This window comes from Arthrobacter sp. Z4-13, assembly GCF_054792705.1.
In genome coordinates this window covers 1,390,564-1,408,128 of record NZ_CP096459.1, presented here as the reverse complement: position 1 = coordinate 1,408,128, position 17,565 = coordinate 1,390,564, and the positions used below count along the sequence as shown (strand labels likewise).

14 protein-coding genes are annotated in these 17,565 nt (G+C 67.3%); 4 read left to right on the top strand and 10 right to left on the bottom strand.

Annotated elements, in window-relative coordinates; genetic code table 11:
• The first annotated feature begins 31 nt into the window (after positions 1–31).
• Both M1E07_RS08275 and M1E07_RS08270 read left to right on the top strand, forming a co-directional pair.
• On the top strand, positions 32–1,576 hold the full coding sequence (locus M1E07_RS08275) for a DNA-3-methyladenine glycosylase 2 family protein (RefSeq protein ID WP_461189763.1): 1,545 nt from the start codon (positions 32–34) through the stop codon (positions 1,574–1,576).
• Complete coding sequence (locus tag M1E07_RS08270; RefSeq protein WP_461189762.1) at positions 1,573–2,067, top strand: methylated-DNA--[protein]-cysteine S-methyltransferase; 495 nt, start codon at positions 1,573–1,575, stop codon at positions 2,065–2,067. The genes M1E07_RS08275 and M1E07_RS08270 overlap by 4 nt, the downstream gene beginning before the upstream one ends.
• A gap of 102 nt (positions 2,068–2,169) precedes the next feature.
• On the opposite strand, the gene M1E07_RS08265 is transcribed toward M1E07_RS08270, so the two are convergent.
• From M1E07_RS08265 to argC, 10 genes are all read right to left on the bottom strand, one after another.
• Positions 2,170–2,931, bottom strand: a complete 762-nt coding sequence (locus M1E07_RS08265) for a maleylpyruvate isomerase family mycothiol-dependent enzyme (RefSeq protein ID WP_461189761.1) — start codon at positions 2,929–2,931, stop codon at positions 2,170–2,172.
• Positions 2,932–2,941: 10 nt separating this feature from the next.
• Entirely contained in the window at positions 2,942–3,478 is a 537-nt protein-coding gene (locus M1E07_RS08260; protein WP_461189760.1) for a pyridoxine/pyridoxamine 5'-phosphate oxidase, read from the bottom strand.
• Positions 3,479–3,562: 84 nt separating this feature from the next.
• Complete coding sequence (argH, locus tag M1E07_RS08255) at positions 3,563–5,026, bottom strand: argininosuccinate lyase (protein WP_461189759.1); 1,464 nt, start codon at positions 5,024–5,026, stop codon at positions 3,563–3,565.
• 27 nt (positions 5,027–5,053) lie between these two features.
• Positions 5,054–6,259: an argininosuccinate synthase gene (locus M1E07_RS08250; RefSeq protein ID WP_461189758.1), complete on the bottom strand. Its 1,206-nt coding sequence runs from the start codon at positions 6,257–6,259 to the stop codon at positions 5,054–5,056.
• Positions 6,260–6,304: 45 nt separating this feature from the next.
• The gene (locus tag M1E07_RS08245; RefSeq protein ID WP_461189757.1) at positions 6,305–6,835 is read right to left on the bottom strand and encodes an arginine repressor; all 531 of its coding nucleotides are present in this window, start codon (positions 6,833–6,835) and stop codon (positions 6,305–6,307) included.
• On the bottom strand, positions 6,835–7,845 hold the full coding sequence (argF, locus tag M1E07_RS08240) for an ornithine carbamoyltransferase (RefSeq protein WP_461189756.1): 1,011 nt from the start codon (positions 7,843–7,845) through the stop codon (positions 6,835–6,837). The genes M1E07_RS08245 and argF overlap by 1 nt, the downstream gene beginning before the upstream one ends.
• Positions 7,842–9,119, bottom strand: a complete 1,278-nt coding sequence (locus tag M1E07_RS08235) for an acetylornithine transaminase (RefSeq protein ID WP_461189755.1) — start codon at positions 9,117–9,119, stop codon at positions 7,842–7,844. Before M1E07_RS08235 ends, argF begins: the two co-directional genes overlap by 4 nt.
• Positions 9,116–10,075, bottom strand: coding sequence for an acetylglutamate kinase (gene argB, locus M1E07_RS08230; RefSeq protein ID WP_461189754.1), 960 nt, complete (start codon positions 10,073–10,075; stop codon positions 9,116–9,118). The genes M1E07_RS08235 and argB overlap by 4 nt, the downstream gene beginning before the upstream one ends.
• A gap of 43 nt (positions 10,076–10,118) precedes the next feature.
• Positions 10,119–11,285, bottom strand: a complete 1,167-nt coding sequence (gene argJ, locus M1E07_RS08225) for a bifunctional glutamate N-acetyltransferase/amino-acid acetyltransferase ArgJ (protein WP_461189753.1) — start codon at positions 11,283–11,285, stop codon at positions 10,119–10,121.
• Complete coding sequence (gene argC, locus M1E07_RS08220) at positions 11,282–12,313, bottom strand: N-acetyl-gamma-glutamyl-phosphate reductase (RefSeq protein WP_461189752.1); 1,032 nt, start codon at positions 12,311–12,313, stop codon at positions 11,282–11,284. The genes argJ and argC overlap by 4 nt, the downstream gene beginning before the upstream one ends.
• A gap of 160 nt (positions 12,314–12,473) precedes the next feature.
• On the opposite strand from argC, the gene M1E07_RS08215 reads away from it, so the two are divergent.
• Positions 12,474–13,439 carry a quinone oxidoreductase family protein gene (locus M1E07_RS08215; protein ID WP_461189751.1) on the top strand — a complete coding sequence of 322 codons (966 nt, stop codon included), beginning with the start codon at positions 12,474–12,476 and terminating at the stop codon, positions 13,437–13,439.
• Between the two features lie 132 nt (positions 13,440–13,571).
• Positions 13,572–17,528: a Pls/PosA family non-ribosomal peptide synthetase gene (locus M1E07_RS08210; protein ID WP_461189750.1), complete on the top strand. Its 3,957-nt coding sequence runs from the start codon at positions 13,572–13,574 to the stop codon at positions 17,526–17,528.
• Positions 17,529–17,565: the final 37 nt, after the last annotated feature.

Here is a 17,565-nt window from a genome sequence, read left to right as displayed (position 1 = left end):
TCGGCGCCTGCGCTGCTGGCAGGATGGGGGAATGGACTTCTGGCAGCGCTACCGGGCGATAGACGCCCGGGACACCCGGTTCGACGGGCAGTTCTTCACCGCTGTCCGGACCACGGGCATTTATTGCCGCCCGTCATGCCCCGCCAGGACTCCGAAGGCGGCGAATGTCACCTTCTATGAGACATCAGCCGCAGCCCATGACGCCGGTTACCGGGCCTGCAAGCGCTGCCTCCCCGAGGCGGTTCCGGGGACGCCTGCCTGGAACGTGCGCCAGGACATTGCGGGGCGCGCCATGCGCCTGATCAATGACGGGGTGGTGAACCGGGACGGCGTCGATGGCCTGGCCGCCCGCCTGGGCTATTCCTCCCGCCAACTGAACCGCATCCTCAGCCAGGAGCTGGGCGCCGGTCCCCTCTCGCTTGCGCGTGCCGGCCGGGCACAGACGGCGCGCACGCTGCTGGTCTCCACGTCGATGAAGCTCGCTGACGTCGCCTTCGCGGCCGGCTTCAGCAGCGTGCGCCAGTTCAACGAAACCATGGTGGAAGTCTTCGATATGACCCCTACCGCCCTCCGCTCCGCCAGGCATCCAAAAGCCGCCGCCGGCTCTACCGCCCTGACCCTCAGCCTCCCCTACCGGAAGCCGTTCGACCCCGGCGTCTTCACTTTCCTGGCGGTGCGGGCCATTCCGGGGATCGAAGCAGGAACAGCAACCTCCTACGCCCGCACGCTTCGGCTTTCCCATGGGGATGCGCGCTTCAAAATTGAGTACGACGCCGGCGCGCCCGGCCGGCCACTGACCCTCACCATCGGCGCGGTGGACCTTCGTGACCTGCCGGCGCTGCTAAGCCGCGTCCGGCGGTTATTCGACCTGGATGCGGACCCGGTGGCAATCGACAGCGCCCTCACGGCGGACAGCAGGTTGGCGGCCGCCGTGGCCGGCACCCCGGGAATCAGGATGCCCGGGGCGCTCGACCCCACCGAAATGCTGATCAGGGCCATGATCGGCCAGCAGATCACCGTGGCTGCGGCGCGGACAGCCCTCACCCAGCTGGCCGCCGTCGGAAGTTCAAGCCGTAGCCCCGGCGAGGGTCTCGACCGGATGTTTCCCACTCCTGGGGAAATTGCCGCGGACGGCTGCGCCCTCCTGCGCGGCCCCCGGAAACGCAGCGATGCCCTCCGTGCGGCGGCTTCTGCGCTGGCGGAGGGTACTCTCGACTTCGGCTATGGCGACAACCTGGCCAGCCTGGGTGGGAAGTTGCTCCCGCTGGCCGGTGTGGGACCCTGGACTGTCGGCTATCTCGCGATGCGTATCCTTGGCGCCCCGGACGTATTCCTGGCCAATGACGCCGCAGTGCGGAACGGCATAAAGGCCCTGGACCGCCCGGCGGATCCCGGCCCGGATGTTTCGGCCGCAGGGACCGCGAGCCCGGACTTCCGCGAAGTCAGCCCCTGGCGCTCTTACGCAACCATGCACCTGTGGCGGGCAGCCGCCCACTCCGCAGCCGGTTCACGTAAGGGCACATCAAGGGACCTTGCCACAGCAGGCACCAGCACAGTAGAGAAAGCGAACCGATGAAGGCCCAGTTGCTTCAGATGTCCACTCCGGACGGCCCGTTTACCATCCTTGCCCAGGATGGCGTGGTCCTCTCCAGCGGCTGGACCGAAAAGCCCGGCGACCTGACCGGGCAGATCCATCCGTCCCTGCGGCCCGCCACCCTTGAACTGGTCAGCGACCTGGGTGGGATTTCGGCTGCAGTCGAAGCGTTCTACGCCGGGGATCCGGCACCGGCGATGCAGGTCCCAGTGCGGCAGATGTCCGGGCCGTTCCGGGTCCACGCCTGGGACGTGCTGCGGCTGGTCCGGCCGGGCTCTCCCGTGACGTACACCGAGTACGCCGGGCTTGCTGGCAATCCAAAGGCTGTCCGGGCGGCGGCCAGCGCCTGCGCCTTCAATGCGGCAGCCCTGTTCGTCCCCTGCCACCGCGTCATCCGGACCGACGGTTCACTGGGCGGATTTCGCTGGGGACTGCCCATCAAGCAGAGCCTGCTGGCGCGCGAAGCCGCCTGAGCACGCTGCCATAATCCTCCGCGAGATGGCAGCTCATGGTGATGTTGCGAAACAGGATCGCCCTGAACTGCCACTTCGCGGAAGGTGCCGGGGCCGGAACGGCTAGCTGGGGGCCGGCGTTCCCGCAGGCCACGGCAGCAGGGCCGGCAAGTCCACACCATCGGCCGCGGCTGATGCCCTCAGGCTGCCCAAGGTAGGTTCACGCCCGGCCAGCCAGGCCGCAATATCCGTGATCATCCCGCCGACCACGGTGGACCTGTTGCCGCTGCCGATACTCAGCGGCGGGAGGCCGAGGGGCTGCAGCACCAGTTTGTCGTCGGGCGGGACGCGGGCTGCGAGGAAATCGAACAGGTGGCCGCAGAACTCCCTGCTCCACGTTTCCGGTCCCCTGCCCGTCAGCAGGTCCGAGTTATGGATGACGAGTTCCCGCCACAGCGCCAGGCCTCCGTCCAGGACCACTCCACCGCGGTAGGTGATGGGTGCGTACCAGCCGGTGCGGTTGGCCGACGAATCCTTGATGCCGGGCAGCGCATCGAAGGTTTTGACCGCGCGCTGCAGTGCTGCCGTGAGGTCGGCCCGGTGTGTGGCGGCGTCGTGGCCGGCAGCCATGTCTATCGCCCTGTTCCGGCCGTCCATGCCGCCGTCGTACAGCTCGACGGCGTCGCCACGGGCGGCGTACTCGAGCTGCCGGGCCATCGCGTTGGAGATCCCGGTCAGGTGTGCCAGGACATGGCCCCGCGTCCAGCCGGGCAGGGCGGACGGAGTCCGTAAGTCCTCATCATCGAGCTTGGCAACATCGGAGGCAACGTCTTTGGCGGCTTTATGGAGCCCGGCGAGCAGGACTTCGGGTGCGGGAGCTGTCATGGCGCTCATCCTAGCCGGGAAGAACGCCGTTCGGGCCAAACCTATGGCGGATATGGGAGCGGTCGTGGCTCGCCTGCCAAAACTCGATCTCAGAAGGCTGGATGGCGTACAGCTGCCAGTCGGGGTTCTCGCTGCCGTCCGCCCGGGGCCGCTCGGCCCAGTCCTGCGCGGACGCATCGGCGGACAGCTCCACCACGGACCCGGCCACCCGGACCTGCCTGCCGAGCGACGGCCAGTAGAAGTTGAGGGCGGCTTGGGGGTTGGCGCTGAGCTCCCTGCCTTTGCGCGAGGTGCGGGCCGTGGCGAAGTGCCAGCCGTCGTCGTCAATGTTCTTCAGGATCAGCATCCTCGACGACGGCTGCCCGGCGCCGTCAACCGTGGCCAGGCTGCAAGCATGCGGCTGGCGCTCTCCCGCGGCGAGGGCCTCGTCCAGCCACTGCCGAAAAAGGTCTGCGGGATCCGCGGGGGCGGTGGCCGGGTCGAAACGGGGCAGGTTGGCCGGGAAGTCGGGAAGCGCACGGAGTTGCCTGCGGAAGGAGTCGCTCATGAGACCACTTTAAACGCCGCGAGATGGCACTTCGCGGCAGTTCTCAAAGAGAACAATGCTGCGAAGTGCCATCTCGCGGGGGTTCTACGCTGCGTATTCGCGTACGCCGGCCAGCTCGGCTTGCAGCGCAACCATCTGGCGTTCGACGGCGGCGGGTGCGGTTCCGCCCTGGGAGTTGCGGCTGTTGAGCGAACCCTCCGTGGACAGGACCGTGCGGACCTCCGGCGTCAGGTGCCCGGAGATGGCGGCGTATTCCTCGTCCGTAAGGTCCCAAAGCTCCACGCCGCGGGACTCCGCCTGCTTGACGGCCGCACCGGAGAGCTCGTGCGCCTCGCGGAACGGAACGCCCTGGCGGACCAACCACTCAGCGATGTCAGTAGCCAGCGCGAAGCCCTGCGGTGCCAGCGATTCCATCCGCCCGGTGTTGAACGTCAGGGTGGCGATCATGCCGGAGACGGCCGGGAGCAGGAGCTCCAGGGTGTCGGCGGCGTCGAACACCGGTTCCTTGTCCTCCTGCAGGTCCCGGTTGTACGCCAGCGGCAGGCCCTTGAGTGTGGCCAGGAGCCCGGTCAGGTTGCCGATTAGGCGGCCTGCCTTGCCGCGGGCCAACTCCGCCACGTCCGGGTTCTTCTTCTGCGGCATGATGGACGATCCCGTGGAGTAGGAGTCGTGCAGCGTGACGAAGGAGAACTCCTTGGTGGCCCACAGGATGACTTCCTCGGAGATCCGCGAAAGGTCCACGCCTATCATCGAGCACACCCAGGCGAATTCGGCGAAAACATCGCGGGAAGCGGTGCCGTCGATCGAGTTGTGGGACGCGGAGAAGAAACCCAGGTCCGCGGCAACGGCTTCGGGGTCCAGCCCCAGCGAGGATCCGGCGAGGGCACCCGAACCGTAAGGCGAGACGCCGGCGCGCTTGTCCCAGTCCTGGAGCCGCTGAACGTCGCGCAGCAGGGCCCAGGCGTGCGCCAGCAAATGGTGGCTGAGCAGTACCGGCTGGGCATGCTGCAGGTGGGTCCGGCCCGGCATGGCCACACCGTGGTGGGCCTTCGCCTGCTCAACGAGGGCATCCACCGTGGCGAGCACGCCGCGGGCGATGATCCTGGCGTGGTCGCGCAGAAACATGCGCCCCAGTGTGGCCACCTGGTCGTTGCGGGAACGGCCCGCGCGGAGCTTGCCGCCCAGCTGCGTTCCGGCACGCTCGATCAGGCCCCGCTCAAGCGAGCCGTGCACGTCCTCGTCGGATTCGGCCGGCACGTAGGCCCCGGAAGCAACGTCCTCATCAAGCCGGGTGAGGGCCGCCAGCATGCCTTCCAGCTCGGCGTCGTCCAGCAGCCCGGCCTTGTGCAGCACCCGGGCGTGGGCCTTGGAACCGGCAATGTCATAACGGGCCAGCCGCCAGTCGAAGTGTGTGGACTTGCTCAGCGCCGCCAGGGCATCCGCGGGGCCGCCGGCGAACCGGCCGCCCCACAGTGCGCCTGTGTTCGTCCCCGAGCGGACCCCAACCTCGCTGCGCTCGGCCGGGGACCCCTGCGCGCGCGGGCCCATTTCAGCTTTTTGCTCAACCACCGGTTCTTACTTTCCTGCGACCCGGATGTCGCGGCCGGAGGCAACCTTGGCGGACATGCCCCAGAGCTCGATGAAGCCCTTGGCCTGGGACTGGTCGAACGTGTCGCCGGTGTCGTAGGTGGCCAGCGAGAAGTCGTAGAGCGAGGTGTCGGAGCGGCGGCCGTTGACGATCGCCTGGCCACCGTGCAGGGTCATCCGGATGTCGCCGGAGACGTACTTCTGGGTGTCCTCGATGAAGGCGTCCAGGGAGCGCTTGAGCGGGGAGAACCACTGTCCGTCGTACACGAGCTCTGCCCAGCGCTGGCCAACAGTGGCCTTGAAGCGGGCCTGCTCGCGCTCAACAGTGATGTCCTCGAGGTGCTTGTGGGCGGTGATCAGGGCCATGGCACCCGGGGCTTCGTAAATTTCGCGGGATTTGATGCCCACCAGGCGGTCTTCGACGACGTCGATCCGGCCCACACCCTGCGCACCGGCACGGCGGTTGAGTTCCTTGATGGCCTGCAGCGGGGTGACCTTCACGCCGTCGATCGCTACCGGAACGCCGGCCTCGAAGCTGATGGTGACCTCGTCCGGCGCCGGCGGGAACTCCGGGGTGGCCGTGTAGTCGTAGATGTCCTTGGTGGGGGCGTTCCAAATGTCCTCAAGGTAGCCGGTTTCCACCGCGCGGCCCCAGACGTTCTGGTCGATGGAGTACGGGTTCTTCTTGGTGGTCTCGATCGGCAGGCCCTTTTCCTCGGCGAAGGCGATGGCCTTGTCGCGGGTGAGGGCGAGGTCGCGGACGGGGGCGATGCACTTCAGGTCCGGGCCGAGGGTCTGGATGCCAACTTCGAAGCGGACCTGGTCGTTGCCCTTGCCGGTGCAGCCGTGCGCAACAGTGGTGGCGCCGAATTCGCGGGCGGCCTTAACCAGGTGCTTGACGATGACCGGGCGGGAGATGGCGGAAACCAGCGGGTAGTGGCCCTGGTAGAGGCCATTGGCCTTCAGCGTGGGCATGCAGTACTCGTTGGCGAACTCGTCGGAGGCGTCTGCCACGTAGGCTTCGACCGCGCCGCAGCCCAGGGCACGCTGGCGGATGGTTTCCAGGGACTCGCCGCCCTGTCCGACGTCAACCGCCACGGCGATGACCTCGGCACCGGTAGCTTCACCGATCCAGCCAATGGCTACTGAGGTGTCCAGGCCGCCCGAGTAGGCGAGCACAATACGTTCAGTCACTTGAAATGCTCCTTGTGATTGGGGTTGTAGATGTTGTCTTCAAGCTTATTGCCCGGCTTCTTCAGCCAGTTGCAGGAACCTGGCCGCGAGGTCCTGGCCGCCGTTCGGGTCGCGGGAGACCAGCAGCACGGTGTCGTCCCCGGCGATGGTCCCCAGGATGGACGGCATCACCGAGTGGTCGATCGCCAGCGCCAGGAAGTTGGCCGCGCCCGGCGGGGTGCGGAGCACGGCGATGTTTGCCGAGGCCTCCGCCGTGACCAGGAGTTCGCTGCACAGCCGCGCCAGCCGGGCGTCCAGGATCTCCTGGCTCATCCCGCTTTTGGCGGCCCGCTCGCCGCCCTCGCCGGGAACGGCGTACACCAGCACGCCCTCCCTGCCGCGGACCCGGACCGCGCCGAGTTCCACGAGGTCCCGGGACAGCGTCGCCTGGGTGACCTGGACGCCGTCGTCCGCCAGCAAAGCTGCCAGCTCCGCCTGCGAACGCACGGACTCCCCCGTCAGGATGGCAATGATGCGCGCCTGGCGGGCTGTTTTGGTGGCGGGGCTGGAGCCCGGCGACGCCGGCTGGACGGACACTAGAAAGTGCTCTCCCCGGTGCCTTCAATGGGGGAAAGGCCATCGACGAATGCCAGGCCCGAGCGGTGCATCAGCCAGGCCATCAAGGCTTTCTGAGCGTGCAGCCTGTTTTCGGCCTCGTCCCAGACGATGGACTGCGGCCCGTCAATGACGCCCGCCGAAATCTCATAGCCGCGGTAGGCGGGCAGGCAGTGAAGCACGACGGCGTCTTCCGCCGCGTGCGCCATGGCCGCCTCGTCCACCGTGTACTCGCGGAACAGCCGCAGCCGGGCTTCCTTCTCGGCTTCCTGGCCCATGGACACCCAGGTGTCTGTTGCGACCACATCGGCACCCTTCAGTGCGGCCCCGGCGTCGGTGGTGACCAGTACCGAGCCGCCGGTCTGGGCAGCGCGCTCCTCGGCTTCAGCCACGATTGCCTCGGCAGGAAGGTAGCCCTCGGGACCGGCGATGCGGACGTGCATGCCGGCCGTCACGCCTGCCAGCAGGTAGGAATTGGCCATGTTGTTGGCCGCGTCCCCAAGGTAGGTCATGGTGAGGCCCTTGAGGTCGCCCTTGTGCTCCTTCACCGCCAGCAGGTCAGCAAGCAACTGGCACGGGTGGTAGTCGTCGCACAACGCATTGATCACGGGAACGCTGGAGTTTTCCGCCATGGCCACCAGGCCTGCATGCGGACCCGTGCGCCACACGATGGTGGACACCATGCGCTCCAGGACCTTGGCGGTGTCCTCCACGGATTCCTTGTGGCCGATTTGGGCCTCACCCGGGTTGATGATGAGGGCGTTGCCGCCCATATCGGCGATGCCCGTTGCGAACGAGACCCGGGTCCGGGTAGAGGTCTTGTCGAAAATGACGGCCACGGTCTTGCGGCCGTTGCCGTCCGCGGCAAAGGGCTGGACGCTGTAGGGCGCGGCCTTCATGCGGACGGCGAGGTCCAGGACCTCGGCCTGTTCGGCTGGGCTGAGGTCCGTGTCCTTGAGGAAGTGCCGGGTAGCGCTGGTGGCTGTTGTCACTGGGCGTCCTTAGCTGTCTGGAGAATGGCCGGAAAGGCGGCGAGAAAGGAGTCTGCCTGGGCGATGCTGAGGACCAGCGGCGGCGCCAGGCGGATGGTGCGGGGCCCCGGGCTGTTGACGATGAAGCCGGCGTCGAGGCCCGCCTGCACCACTGCCGGGGCGACGTCCGCGTCCAGGTCACAGCCGATGAGCAGGCCCTCGCCACGGACTTCGGTGACGCCCGGGATGGCCGCCAGTGCGGAGCGCAGATGTTCCCCGACTTTTGCCACGTTGGCCAGGACGTCCTGGCTTTCGATGGCATGGATCGTAGCAAGGGCAGCCGCTGTCGCCACCGGGTTGCCGCCGAAGGTGGTGCCGTGCTGGCCGGCGGACAGCAACGACGACGTTTCGCCACCGAAGGTGATGAGCGCGCCGATCGGGAAGCCGCCGCCCAGGCCCTTTGCCAGGGTGACAGCGTCCGGCACGATGCCTGCGTCCTCGCTGGCCAGCCATTTGCCTGTGCGGCCGATGCCGGTTTGCACCTCGTCGAGGATCAGCAGGGCGCCCGCTTTGGTGGTCAGTTCCCGTGCTGCCCGGAGGTACCCGGCCGGCAGAGGACGGACGCCGGCTTCACCCTGGATGGGCTCGAGGAAGACTGCCGCAACCGTTTCGTCCACTGCGGCTTCGAGGGCCGCGATGTCGCCGAACGGAATGTGCACCACGCCGCCGGGCAAGGGTTCAAACGGTGCGCGGTACGCCTCCTTGGCAGTCAGTGCCAGCGCACCCATGGTCCGGCCGTGGAAGGCACCTTCGAGGGCGATGATTTTGGTCCGGGGGCCCGTGCCGGCAGGATCACCATTGCGGCGGGCCAGCTTAAAAGCGGCTTCGTTGGCCTCGGTGCCGGAGTTGGTGAAGAACACCTTGGAACCGGCAGGCGCGCTGGTGAGGGCCAGGAGCTTTTCGGCCAGCGCAATCTGGGTGGGACTGGTGAAGAAGTTGGAGACGTGGCCCAGCGTGGCGAGCTGGCTGGAGATCACGGACGTGACAAACGGGTGGGCGTGCCCCAGCGCGTTCACGGCGATGCCGCCGAGCAGGTCGAGGTATTCCTTCCCGTCAGCATCCCACACAAGGCAGCCGGCGCCGCGGACCAGGACCCGCTGCGGAGTGCCGAACACGCCCATCAGTGAGGTGGAGTAGCGGGCCAGCCATTCGGATCCGGCGTGGCCTGTGGTCTCCACCAGTTCTGTCACCGGGCTCCGGTGATCGAGCTTGTCGAGATTCTCCATGGTGTTCATCCGTTGATCTCCTCGTCCGGGACTACCTGGGTGCCGATGCCCGCCGTCGTGAATGTTTCCAGCAGCATGGAGTGGGGCAGGCGCCCGTCCACAATGTGCGCCCGCTCCACTCCCTCATCAATGGCCTTGAGGCAGGCGGCCATCTTGGGGATCATGCCCGATTCGAGGCTGGGCAGCATGTCCCGAAGCTCCGAGGCCGTGACGGAGGAGATCAGCGAGGACTTGTCCGGCCAGTTCGCATACAGGCCTTCGACGTCGGTCAGGATGACCAGCTTTGAGGCGCCCAGTGCCGAGGCGACCGCTGCCGCCGCGGTATCCGCGTTGACGTTGAGGACCTGGCCGGTGGGCTGGAAACGCGCCGTGCCGGGCACGCCGTCTCCGCCGTCCACGATCTCCGGGGCAACCGTGGAGATCACGGGGATCCGGCCGGCCTCAAGGATGTCCACGATGCCGGCGGGGTCGACGCCCACCACCTCGCCTACCAGCCCAAGGTCCACTTCTTGGCCGTCCACCACGGTCCCCGTCCGGACCGCGCGCAGCAGGCCGCCATCTTCTCCGGACATGCCCACCGCGTAGGGACCGTGGGAATTGATCAGTCCCACCAGTTCGCGTCCCACCTGGCCGGTGAGGACCATCCGGACCACGTCCATGGCTTCAGGGGTGGTAACGCGGAGGCCGCCCTTGAATTCGGACTCGATGCCAAGCCGGCCCAGCATCGAGTTGATCTGCGGGCCGCCGCCGTGGACCACCACCGGGTGGATGCCTACGTGGTGGAGGAACACGATGTCCTCCGCGAAGGCGCGCCGGAGGTCGTCGTTGACCATGGCGTTCCCGCCGTATTTGATCACCATGATGGTGCCCGCGAACCGCTGGATCCAAGGCAGGGCCTCAATCAGGGTGGCTGCCTTGTCCTGGGCGTCGGACATGCTGGTGGTTTCACGCGTCTGGGTGTTCATGCTGTCACTTTCCACAACGGTTTTTGCCGGGGCGCGGGGGCTCCTAGCTGGAGTAGGCGCTGTTCTCGTGCACGTAGTCGTGGGTAAGATCGTTCGTCCAGATGGTGGCCTCTGCGTCACCGGCCTGCAGGTCGATCTCCACCAGAACCTCGCGAGGCTCCAGGTCCACCAGGCTGCGGTCATCACCGATGCTGCCGTTGCGGCAGATCTGGATTCCGTTGATGGCCACGTTGAGCTGGTCCGGCTCGAACGCCGCGTCGGTGGTGCCGACGGCGGAGAGCACCCGGCCCCAGTTCGGGTCCTTGCCGAAGATGGCTGCCTTGAAGAGGTTGGAGCGGGCAACGGAGCGGCTGACGGTTTCGGCGTCGGCCTCGCTGGCGGCATTGAAGGTGCGGATGGCGATGTCGTGGCTGGCACCTTCTGCGTCACCGATCAGCTTGCGGGCGAGTTCGGCGCACACCTGGGTGAGGCCGGCCCCGAAGGCTTCGGCGGAGGGCACGGCGCCGGAGGCACCGGAGGCCAGCAGGACCACCGTGTCATTGGTGGACATGCAGCCGTCGGAGTCCGCCCGGTCAAAGGTGACGCGGGTGGAGTCGCGGAGGACTAGGTCGAGCATTTCCGTTTCCACGGTGGCGTCCGTGGTGAGGACCACCAGCATGGTGGCGAGGCCGGGCGCCAGCATGCCGGCGCCCTTGGCGATGCCGCCGATGGTGAATTCCTGGCCGTCTGCGTCGGTGCCGATAAACAGCGCCGCCTTGGGAATCGAGTCGGTGGTCATGATGGCGGTGCCGGCGGCAGGTCCGCCATCAGTGCTGAGGGCAGCGGCGGCGGCCTCCACGCCCGGAAGGATCTTGTCCATGGGCAACTGCTCGCCGATCAGGCCCGTGGAGCAGACAAAAACATCGGCGGCCGAGATGCCGAGCACTTCGGCCACTTTTTCGGCGGTGCTGTGGGTGTTCTGGAAGCCGGTGGGTCCGGTGCAGGCATTCGCTCCGCCGGAGTTCAGGACCACGGCGTCCACCCGGCCGTCCGAAACCACCTGGCGGGACCAATGGACAGGGGCGGCAGCCACCCGGTTGCTGGTGAATACGGCGGCTGCAGACTTGGTGGGCCCATCGTTAACCACCAGGGCAAGGTCCGGGTTGCCGGAGGCCTTAAGCCCGGCGGTAACGCCGGCGGCGCGAAAGCCGCGGGGTGCGGTAATGGTCACGGGGCTACTCCCTGCAGGTCAAGGCCGGCGGTTTCCGCCAGGCCGAGTGCGATGTTCATGGACTGGACGGCGCCGCCGGCGGTCCCCTTGGTGAGGTTGTCGATGGCGCAGGTCACAATCACCCGGCCGGTGTGGGGGTCAAAGGCCAGCTGCATGGCGGCGTGGTTGGATCCCTGGACGGACTTGGTGGCCGGCCACTGGCCCTCCGGGAGGAGGTGCACAAACGGCTCGTCGTCGTAGGCCTCGGCCCACGCCTGGCGCAGCTGTTCGGCAGTGGTTCCCGGCTTCACTTTTGCCGTGGCCGTGGTGAGGATCCCCCGGCTCATGGGTGCAAGGGTGGGCGTGAAGGAAACTGTTACCTGCTCCCCTGCCGCATTGGACAGACCCTGCTCAATCTCGGGGGTGTGGCGGTGGCCGCCGCCAACGCCGTAGGGGCTCATGGAGCCCATGACCTCGGCGCCGATCAGGTTGACCTTCGCTGCCTTGCCCGCACCTGAGGTGCCGGAGGCGGAAACGATCACGACGTCGTCGGGCTGGAGGAGCTGGGCGGCGAACCCGGGCGCCAGGGCGAGCAGGGCCGACGTCGGGTAGCAGCCGGGCACGGCGATGCGGCTTGCGCCCTTGAGGGCTTCACGCTGTCCCGGCAGTTCGGGCAGGCCGTAGGGCCAGGTGCCGGCGTGGGCTGAGCCGTAAAATTTCTCCCACGCTGCCGGGTCCTGCAGGCGGTGGTCGGCGCCGGCGTCGATCACCACCGTTCCTTCCGGAAGCTGGGCGGCAATGTCGGCGGAGGCGCCGTGCGGCAGCGCGAGGAAGACGACGTCGTGGCCGGAGAGGTTGTCCACGGTGGTGTCCTCAAGGATCCGGCCGGCAAGTCCGTGCAGGTGGGGCTGCAGCGCGCCCAGGCGCGAACCCGCGTTACTGTGCGCCGTGATTGCTCCAATGGTCACATCCGGGTGACCCGCAAGGAGGCGGAGCACCTCTCCGCCGGCGTAACCGCTGGCGCCTGAGACTGCAACAGTAATAGTCATGGTTTCCACCTTACAGTAAAAGTATTCACTATCTCCGATATTTATGCACAGAGACACCTTTCCGGTGCACGACGCGCAAACTACCGCCGCCCGCCCTCCAACCCTGACGCCTAGGATGGGTGAACCGGGCCGGGAGAGTCCCGCCCGCGGAAGGAAACCCATGACGCACGCCATTGTCGCCAGGCAAGCCGGTGGACCCGAAGTCCTGTCCTACGTTCCGGTTGAGCTGCCCGTTCCCGGCCCCGGGCAACTGCTGATCCAGGTAGCGGCAGCCGGCGTGAACTTCATCGACACCTACAAGCGCAGCGGCGTGTACAAGGTCCAGTATCCCTTCACCCCGGGCTCTGAAGCAGCGGGAACGGTGGTGGGTCTTGGGGCAGGGGTCACCGAATTCGCGGAGGGGGACAGGATAGCCACTGCTGAGGGCGCCGACTGCTACGCCGGCTACGCCCTGGTGGACCAGGATAAAGCCTTGCCCGTGCCGGAAGGACTGGACGATGCCACCGCAGCCGCCCTCCCCCTGCAGGGCCTGACCGCCCATTACCTCGTGAATTCCACCTTCAAGGTTGAAGCCGGCCACAACGTCCTGCTGCACGCCGGCGCAGGCGGGGTGGGACTGCTGCTCATTCAGCTCCTCAAGGCCAAGGGCGCGCGGGTCATCACCACGGTATCCACGGACGAGAAGGAAGCCCTCGCGCTCGGCGCCGGGGCGGATCACGTCCTGCGGTACGACGGCTTTGGCGAGGCCGTGCGGGACCTCACCGACGGCAAGGGCGTTGACGTTGTGTATGACGGCGTGGGCAAGGACACTTTTGACGGTTCCCTCAGCGCCCTGCACGTTCGGGGCATGCTGGCCCTCTTCGGCGCAGCTTCAGGCCCCGTCCCGCCGGTGGACCCGCAGCGCCTGAACGCAGGCGGCTCGCTTTTCCTGACCAGACCCACCATGGCCCACTACCTGCAGGATGTGGAGGAACGGCGCTGGCGGTCGGACGAGATTTTCGCCGCCGCGGCCGGCGGCAGCCTCAAAGTCCGGATTGGCGCCCAGTATCCGCTGGCGGAGGCCGCCCAGGCGCACCGCGACCTTGAAGGGCGCCGCACCACCGGCAAGGTTGTCCTGATTCCATAGGAGCAGTCCAGGGATGCAGGCGCAGTTCCGGGACACGTTTGCCCAACACGCATTGAACAGCTTCCGAATAACGGATGGACAGCCGGCAAACCAAGACACTTTCCGTTCACCTTCTCCCAGCACACTGCATTGGTGACCGAGCAACAAAGCAGCATCCTTGCAACCGACGGCTTCCCCGGACCCGGGCCCCGCTACCAGCCGCAGCTGGCCGGGTCTGCCGCCACTCCCCCGGCAAGGACGCTGGTTGACATCCTCCAGGACACGGCGGAACGTCACCCGGATGCCTCCGCCCTCGATGATGGCCGGGAGTCCTTGAGCTATGCCCAACTGCTGGCGGCCGTCCGCTCGGCCGGCCGGGAGATGCACCTGGCCGGGCTCGGCGCCGGGGACAAGATCGGCGTCCGCATCCCCTCCGGCACCAACAGGCTGTACATCTCCATCCTGGCCATCATGCTCATTGGGGCTGCCTATGTTCCTGTGGACGCGGATGATCCCGAGGAACGGGCCCGGCTGGTTTTCGGTGAAGCCGGCGTCGCCGCCGTCGTCACGGAAAGCGGAGTGACGTTGAACGGCACCAGGCCCTCGCCGTTCCCGGAACCCCGGACAGCGGAGGCAGATGACGACGCCTGGGTCATCTTCACCTCCGGCTCCACGGGAACCCCCAAGGGCGTTGCAGTGCAGCACCGCTCTGCGGCCGCCTTCGTGGATGCCGAAGCCCGGATATTCCTGGCGGCGGAGCCCATCGGAACTTCGGACCGGGTGCTGGCAGGGCTGTCAGTTGCCTTTGACGCCTCCTGCGAGGAGATGTGGCTGGCCTGGCGCCACGGCGCCTGCCTGGTTCCCGCTCCGCGGGCCCTGGTACGCACCGGCATGGACCTCGGCCCCTGGCTCATCAGCCACGGCATCACTGTTGTGTCCACAGTCCCCACCCTTGCCGCCCTCTGGCCCGCCGAAGCACTCGAAAACGTCCGGCTGCTGATTTTCGGCGGAGAGGCCTGCCCGCCGGAACTTGCTGAGCGGCTGGCCGTTGACGGCCGGGAAGTCTGGAATACCTACGGCCCCACCGAGGCCACCGTGGTGGCCTGTGCTGCACCCCTGGGCGGTCCCGGGCCGGTGCGGATCGGGCTTCCCCTGGACGGCTGGGATTTGGCGGTGGTGGACGGCGACGGCGTTCCGGTCCCGGAAGGAGCTGTTGGCGAACTCATCATCGGCGGGGTAGGGCTGGCCCGTTACCTGGACGAGGCCAAGGATGCCGAAAAGTATGCGCCCTTTCCGACTCTCGGTTGGCAGCGCGCCTACCGCTCGGGCGACCTTGTCCGCTATGAAGCCGAGGGACTCGTCTTTATGGGCCGCGCCGACGAGCAGGTCAAGCTGGGTGGACGCCGCATTGAACTCGGTGAAGTGGATGCAGCGCTGCAGGCGCTGCCCGGCATCGCCGGCGCTGCGGCCGCCGTCCGGACGACGGCGGCCGGGAACCATATCCTGGTGGGGTACCTTGCGCCCGCCGGGGCTGTGAAGCCGGACCTGACCGCTGCGCGCCATCTCCTTGCTGCCAGCCTTCCCGCGGCTCTGGTTCCGCTACTGGCCGTCGTCGACTCCTTGCCAACCAAGACCAGCGGCAAAGTGGACCGGCACGCCCTGCCGTGGCCCCTTGCCGGCGCCGGCGCCGGTGACGCAGACAAAGCCCCGCTGAACCTCCCCGAGGGGGCACAGTGGATCGTCGAACAGTGGGGCGCCGTCCTCGGGATCAAGGCAACCAGCCTCGACGCAGACTTTTTCGCCGCCGGCGGTGGCTCCCTTGCCGCAGCCCAACTCGTTTCCGCGCTCCGGGTCCGCTACCCCACCATCACTGTGGCGGACATCTACGCCACGCCGCGCGTCGGGGCCCTGATCGATACGGCCCGCCAGTCCGTGCCGGAAGGAAGCGTGGCCGGTCCCGCCAAGGCGCGCGACGTCCGGCCCACCGCCCGCAAGTCCCAGGTATTCCAAACGCTGATGGGCATACCGCTGCACATTCTCGTCGGCATGCGGTGGCTGACCTACCTGATGGCAGGCAATAACCTCCTTGCCGGGCTGGCCGGTTTCAGCGGCGCGGTAACGGTTTCCTGGTGGTGGGTGGCTGCGTCCTGGCTGGTGTTCGTCAGTCCTGCCGGACGCATGGGCCTGTCGGTTGCCGCGGCCCGTCTCCTGCTCCGGAAGGTTGAGTCGGGAACCTACCCCAGGTCCGGGAAAGTCCATCTGCGGCTGTGGCTGGCTGAGCAGATCCAGGACCTTGCGGGAGCGGTAAGCCTGGCCAGCGCACCCTGGGTTCCCTACTACGCGCGGGCCCTGGGCGCGAAAATCGGCAGTAACGTGCACCTGCACTCGCTGCCGCCGGTCACCGGCTTTCTCTCGCTGGGCGCCGGAGCGAACGTGGAGCCCGAAGTGGACCTTTCGGGGTGGTGGATTGACGGTGACAACGTGCACATTGGAGCCATCCGCATCGGCGCAGGGGCAACGGTGGGCGCCCGAAGCACCCTGATGCCCGGTGCCAGCATCGGAGCCGGCGGGCAGGTGGAGCCCGGTTCGGCAGTCCTCGGCAAGGTCAAGACAGGCCAGGTTGTGGCCGGCTCCCCGGCAGAACGCCGCGGAAAAGCGAAACATCACTGGCCGGCCCAGCCCGTCACCAGTTCGTTACTGGCCAGGCTCTGGTTTACGGCCTTCGCCGCCGCCAGCACCCTGCTGGCCATGATTCCCTACCTTTCCGCAGGAGCTGCCTGCCTGGTGGTTTTCCTGTTCATCAGGGGCAACAGTTCCCTGTCGGCGGCCTGGCTTCCCCTGCTGGCTTCCTTGCCTCTCGCCGCCCTCGCCTGGTTCGCCGCCAACCTGCTCCTGATCCTGGGAACCACCCGCCTGCTGGGGCTGGGCCTGCGCGAAGGCTACTACCGTGTCCGGAGCCGGATCGGTTGGCAGGTCTGGGCTACGGAACGCGTCCTGGACCTGGCCCGGGACCTGCTGTTTCCCATCTATGCCAGCCTCTTCACACCTGTCTGGCTCCGCCTGCTGGGAGCAAAGATCGGCAAGAACGTAGAAGCATCCACCGTGTTGCTGCTGCCCAAGATGACCACAGTGGGCGAGGGTGCATTCCTCGCCGATGACACGATGGTGGCCTCCTACGAGCTCGGGGGAGGCTGGCTGCGGATCGCACCGGCCAAGATCGGCAAGCGGTCATTCCTCGGCAACTCGGGAATGACCGGAGCGGGCCGCAACGTTCCGAAGAACTCACTGGTGGCCGTGCTCTCGGCAACGCCGTCGAAAGCCAAGTCCGGAACGTCCTGGCTGGGAAGCCCTCCCGTCCGGTTGCGCCGCACTGCTATCGCGTCAGACAACTCACTCACCTACCAGCCGCCGCGCCGGCTCAAAATCGTCCGGGCGCTGTGGGAAGCCTGCCGGTTCATTCCCGTGGTGCTGACGGTTGGACTGGCCGCCGGCGTCCTGCTGGCCTTTGACTGGCTGGCCTCGGCCAACGGTTATGCCGTGGCTGCTGTGCTCGGCGGTTTGGTGATGCTCCTGGCAGGGGCAGTGGCAGCAGGCAGTGCCGTGGCGGCCAAATGGCTGCTCATAGGCCGGATCAAGGCCGGTGAACACCCCCTGTGGAGTTCATTCATCTGGCGCAACGAAGTGGTGGACACCTTCATTGAGATGGTCAGCGCACCCTGGTTCGCCCGCGCCGCCACCGGCACGCCCGCCCTTGTCTGGTGGCTGCGTGCCCTCGGTGCCAAAATCGGACCCGGGACGTGGTGCGAAAGCTACTGGCTGCCGGAGGCCGATCTCGTTTCCCTGGGCGCGAACTCCACCGTCAACCGGGGCTGCGTGGTGCAGACCCACCTGTTCCACGACCGCATCATGAGCATCGGCCCTGTTACGCTCGAAGACGGCGCAACGATGGGGCCGCATGGTGTCATCCTCCCGCAGGCACGGATCGGCTCCGGTGGAACAGTTGGCCCCGCGTCGCTGGTGATGCGCGGGGAAACAGTACCGGCTGCGACCTACTGGATGGGCAACCCCGTCAGCCCCTGGGCCGGGCCGGCCCTGCCGCGGGTGAAATGAAGCGCCCTGGCAACACCTTCAGCAACACCGCCGCCGT